This window comes from Mucilaginibacter hurinus, assembly GCF_003324525.1.
In the GTDB taxonomy this organism is placed as follows: domain Bacteria; phylum Bacteroidota; class Bacteroidia; order Sphingobacteriales; family Sphingobacteriaceae; genus Mucilaginibacter; species Mucilaginibacter hurinus.
Genome location: NZ_QGDC01000014.1, coordinates 1 through 5,497, shown reverse-complemented (window position 1 = coordinate 5,497; position 5,497 = coordinate 1). Strand labels below are relative to the sequence as shown.

Sequence of the window (5,497 nt, the reverse complement as noted above, 5' to 3'; positions counted from 1 at the left end):
ACAAAGTTCTTTAAGGAAATAGAAAATAGATCATGTAGTACAGCGGGCTACTTGGGAGTTAAAGAGGGAAGCTTAGGCGGACCGGAATAATGGAAGAGTAGTTTAGCTGAAGAGAAAGTTAGCAATAACTAAAGGGAACTGTAAAAAGAGAAATTTTATTTACAGATTCTATTGATTGAGTTTAATAGGGTCAGTGATACAAACAATACATTATACAATGGAGAGTTTGATCCTGGCTCAGGATGAACGCTAGCGGCAGGCCTAATACATGCAAGTCGGACGGGATTGGGGAGCTTGCTCCCCATGAGAGTGGCGCACGGGTGCGTAACACGTATGCAACCTACCTTAGTCAGGGGGATAGCCTCTCGAAAGAGAGATTAAGACCGCATAACATTATTGAGTGGCATCATTTAATAATCAAATATTTATAGGACTAAGATGGGCATGCGGAACATTAGCTAGTTGGTAAGGTAACGGCTTACCAAGGCTACGATGTTTAGGGGATCTGAGAGGATGACCCCCCACACTGGTACTGAGACACGGACCAGACTCCTACGGGAGGCAGCAGTAAGGAATATTGGTCAATGGGCGGAAGCCTGAACCAGCCATGCCGCGTGCAGGAAGACGGCCCTATGGGTTGTAAACTGCTTTTGTACGGGAATAAACCTTAGTATGTATACTAAGCTGAATGTACTGTAAGAATAAGGATCGGCTAACTCCGTGCCAGCAGCCGCGGTAATACGGAGGATCCGAGCGTTATCCGGATTTATTGGGTTTAAAGGGTGCGTAGGTGGCCTGTTAAGTCAGGGGTGAAAGACGGTAGCTCAACTATCGCAGTGCCTTTGATACTGATGGGCTTGAATCCACTTGAGGTAGGCGGAATGTGACAAGTAGCGGTGAAATGCATAGATATGTCACAGAACACCAATTGCGAAGGCAGCTTACTAAAGTGGCATTGACACTGAGGCACGAAAGCGTGGGGATCAAACAGGATTAGATACCCTGGTAGTCCACGCCCTAAACGATGAATACTCGATGTTGGCGATATACGGTCAGCGTCTAAGCGAAAGCGTTAAGTATTCCACCTGGGGAGTACGCCCGCAAGGGTGAAACTCAAAGGAATTGACGGGGGCCCGCACAAGCGGAGGAGCATGTGGTTTAATTCGATGATACGCGAGGAACCTTACCCGGGCTTGAAAGTTAGTGAATGAGACAGAGACGTCTCAGTCCTTCGGGACACGAAACTAGGTGCTGCATGGCTGTCGTCAGCTCGTGCCGTGAGGTGTTGGGTTAAGTCCCGCAACGAGCGCAACCCCTATGTTTAGTTGCCAGCATGTAATGGTGGGGACTCTAAACAGACTGCCTATGCAAATAGAGAGGAAGGAGGGGACGACGTCAAGTCATCATGGCCCTTACGTCCGGGGCTACACACGTGCTACAATGGGCAGTACAGCGGGCAGCTACCTGGCAACAGGATGCCAATCTCGTAAAGCTGTTCACAGTTCGGATCGGGGTCTGCAACTCGACCCCGTGAAGTTGGATTCGCTAGTAATCGCGTATCAGCAATGACGCGGTGAATACGTTCCCGGGCCTTGTACACACCGCCCGTCAAGCCATGGAAGCTGGGGGTGCCTGAAGTCGGTAACCGCAAGGAGCCGCCTAGGGTAAAACCGGTAACTGGGGCTAAGTCGTAACAAGGTAGCCGTACCGGAAGGTGTGGCTGGAATACCTCCTTTCTGGAGCAGTTCCTGAAAAAGAAAGCAGTTTAAACTGCTGTACACATGATTTCTATTTCTTTATAAAAAAACAACAAGAAACAACCCGGAAGATGAAGCCATCAGTGGGCGAGACCATCTAAGTGGCGCGATTGAAAAAAACAGTCCTGTAGCTCAGCTTGGTTAGAGCACTACACTGATAATGTAGGGGTCAGCAGTTCAAATCTGCTCGGGACTACAAGGTGGGTATCAAGTAGGAAGTATAAAGTAGCAAGAAAAAGTCTTGATACCTGATACTCGATACTCGGTGCTAAACACATCTGAAAGGGGGATTAGCTCAGCTGGCTAGAGCACCTGCCTTGCACGCAGGGGGTCAACGGTTCGAATCCGTTATTCTCCACGCTTGTTCAGTAGCAAGTATAAAGAATCGAGTAGCAAGATAAAGTCTTGATACCTGATACTAACTACCTGATACTAACAAAAACGTTCTTTGACATATTGGAAGAAGTAATTGAAAAAACGAGAAGACAACAATAGGGAAGTTGTTGGGAGACGTTGGGATAAGTCAGCAATGACGGAAACCAAATGACCGACAACGGAACAAAAAAGCATACCATGCGGCGCAAAAGGCGCATGCGTAGAAGAAAGTAAGAAAGGGTACACGGGGGATGCCTAGGCTCTCAGAGGCGATGAAGGACGTGATAAGCTGCGATAAGCTGCGGGGATCAGCAAATATGACTTGATCCGCAGATTTCCGAATGGGGAAACCTAACTATTTGAAGAATAGTTGCAATAGCGCGAACCTGCTGAACTGAAACATCTAAGTAAGCAGAGGAAGAGAAAACAACAGTGATTTCCAGAGTAGTGGCGAGCGAAATGGAAGAAGCCCAAACCATATATGTTACGGCATATACGGGGTTATAGGACCACAACATGATAACTAAAGAGAACCGGAACGGGGTGGGAAACCCGGCCATAGAGCATGAGAGCTGCGTACGGGTAATTGATAGTAGGATAGTGGTATCCTGAGTACCGCGAGGTCGGAGACGCCTTGTGGGAATTTGCCGGCACCATCCGGTAAGGCTAAATACTCCTGAGAGACCGATAGTGAACCAGTACCGTGAGGGAAAGGTGAAAAGAACCCCGAACAGGGGAGTGAAATAGAACCTGAAACCGTGTACTTACAAGCGGTCGGAGCGGATTTATTCCGTGACGGCGTGCCTTTTGCATAATGAGCCTACGAGTTACTCTTCACTGGCAAGGTTAAGTGTTTAAGACACGGATCCGAAGCGAAAGCGAGTCTGAATAGGGCGTATAGTCAGTGGAGGTAGACGCGAAACCTTGTGATCTACCCATGGGCAGGTTGAAGGTGCCGTAACAGGTACTGGAGGACCGAACCGATAAACGTTGAAAAGTTTCCGGATGACTTGTGGGTAGGGGTGAAAGGCTAATCAAACTGGGAAATAGCTCGTACTCCCCGAAATGTTTTTAGGAACAGCCTGGCGGTTGAGTTATTAAGAGGTAGAGCTACTAATTGGGTGCGGGGGAGTCAAATCCTACCAAATCCAGATAAACTCCGAATGCTTAATAATATACGCTGGAGTGAGGCTATGGGTGCTAAGGTCCATGGCCGAGAGGGAAAGAACCCAGACCATCAGCTAAGGTCCCCAAATTACTATTAAGTTGAACTAACGAGGTCCGACTGCACAGACAGCTAGGATGTTGGCTTGGAAGCAGCCATTCATTTAAAGAGTGCGTAACAGCTCACTAGTCGAGCGGTCGGGCATGGATAATAAACGGGCATTAAATAGTATACCGAAGCTATGGATTTGCAGAGATGCATCTGGTAGGGGAGCATTCTATTTGCGGCGAAGCAGGAAGGTAACTGACTGTGGAGGGAATAGAAAAGCAAATGTAGGCATAAGTAACGATAAGGCGGGAGAGAAACCCGCCCACCGAAAGACTAAGGTTTCCTGATCAACGCTAATCGGATCAGGGTTAGTCGGGGCCTAAGGTGTAGCCGAAAGGCGAAGCCGATGGACAACTGGTTAATATTCCAGTACTTTTTATAACTGCGATGCGGTGACGGAGTAGTGACACTGACGCGAACTGACGGAATAGTTCGTTAAAGGCCGTAGGTATAGGGTTTGTAGTAAAGTACGCAGACCTTGCTGAAAGCTGATAGTACGCCAAACCTTCGGGGGCGGCGATAGTTCAGGTAATCAGACTTCCAAGAAAACCCGCTAAGCTTCAGGTTATAAAAACCCGTACCGTAAACCGACACAGGTAGTCGAGGAGAGAATCCTAAGGTGCTCGAGTGAATCATGGCTAAGGAACTCGGCAAAATGGCCCTGTAACTTCGGGAGAAGGGGCGCTGGTAGCAATATCAGCCGCAGTGAAAAGGCCCAGGCGACTGTTTAACAAAAACACATGGCTTTGCAAAATCTAAAGATGACGTATAAGGCCTGACACCTGCCCGGTGCCGGAAGGTTAAGAGGGGATGTTAGTCGCAAGGCGAAGCATTGAATCGAAGCCCCGGTAAACGGCGGCCGTAACTATAACGGTCCTAAGGTAGCGAAATTCCTTGTCGGGTAAGTTCCGACCTGCACGAATGGTGTAACGATCTGGGCGCTGTCTCAGCCATGAGCTCGGTGAAATTGTGGTATCGGTGAAGACGCCGGTTACCCGCAACGGGACGGAAAGACCCCATGCACCTTCACTACAACTTAACATTGATATCGGATACAGGATGTGTAGGATAGGTGGGAGACTGTGATCCGGCTTCGCTAGGAGTCGGTTAGTCAACGTTGAAATACCACCCTTTCTGTATTTGGTGTCTAACTCTGCATTGTGGAGGACATTGTTTGGTGGGTAGTTTGACTGGGGTGGTCGCCTCCAAAAAGGTAACGGAGGCTTTCAAAGGTAAGCTCAGTACGCTTGGTAACCGTACGCGGAGTGCAATAGCATAAGCTTGCTTGACTGTGAGGCAGACAAGCCGAGCAGGGTCGAAAGACGGATATAGTGATCCGGTGGTTCTGCATGGAAGGGCCATCGCTCAAAGGATAAAAGGTACGCTGGGGATAACAGGCTGATCTCCCCCAAGAGCTCATATCGACGGGGAGGTTTGGCACCTCGATGTCGGCTCGTCACATCCTGGGGCTGGAGAAGGTCCCAAGGGTTGAGCTGTTCGCTCATTAAAGTGGCACGCGAGCTGGGTTCAGAACGTCGCGAGACAGTTCGGTCCCTATCTGTTGTGGGCGTTGGAAGTTTGAGTGGGGCTGACCTTAGTACGAGAGGACCGGGTTGGACTAACCTCTGGTGAATCTGTTATGCCGCCAGGTGTACTGCAGAGTAGCTACGTTGGGAATAGATAAGCGCTGAAAGCATCTAAGTGCGAAACTAGCCACGAGATGAGACTTCCTTATAGGGCCGTAGCAGACTACTACGTTGATAGGTTACAGATATAAAGGTGGTGACATCAAAGTCGAGTAATACTAATAACCCGAAGCTTTCTCACAGCAGGTACTTATTGATCTATTTCAATAAGAGAACCAAAACTTGTTGTCTTCTCTTTTCAATCACTTCTTTCAATTATGTTTAAGATATGGGATACATAGAATACCCCATATCTTATAAGATCTTCAGGTGCCTATATCGGCGGTGTCTACCTCTTCCCATTCCGAACAGAGAAGTCAAGCCCGCCAGAGCCGATGGTACTGCGGTAAAACGTGGGAGAGTAGGTCGGTGCCAACCTTTACTAAAAGCCTTGTTCAGTTCGAACA

Annotated in this window: 2 tRNA genes and 3 rRNA genes; all 5 read left to right on the top strand. The window is 48.5% G+C overall.

The annotated features are described in order from the left end of the window. Window positions 1-214: 214 nt before the first annotated feature. Window positions 215-1,736: ribosomal RNA gene (locus DJ568_RS17010) — 16S ribosomal RNA — on the top strand. A 142-nt stretch (window positions 1,737-1,878) separates the two neighbouring features. After that, window positions 1,879-1,953, top strand: a tRNA-Ile gene (locus DJ568_RS17005). Window positions 1,954-2,041: 88 nt separating this feature from the next. Then, a tRNA-Ala gene (locus tag DJ568_RS17000) sits at window positions 2,042-2,115 on the top strand. 241 nt (window positions 2,116-2,356) lie between these two features. Then, window positions 2,357-5,232, top strand: a 23S ribosomal RNA gene (locus DJ568_RS16995). A 124-nt stretch (window positions 5,233-5,356) separates the two neighbouring features. Continuing rightward, window positions 5,357-5,468: ribosomal RNA gene (gene rrf / locus DJ568_RS16990) — 5S ribosomal RNA — on the top strand. The 16S, 23S and 5S rRNA genes sit together here with 2 tRNA genes alongside, the layout of an rRNA operon. Window positions 5,469-5,497: the final 29 nt, after the last annotated feature.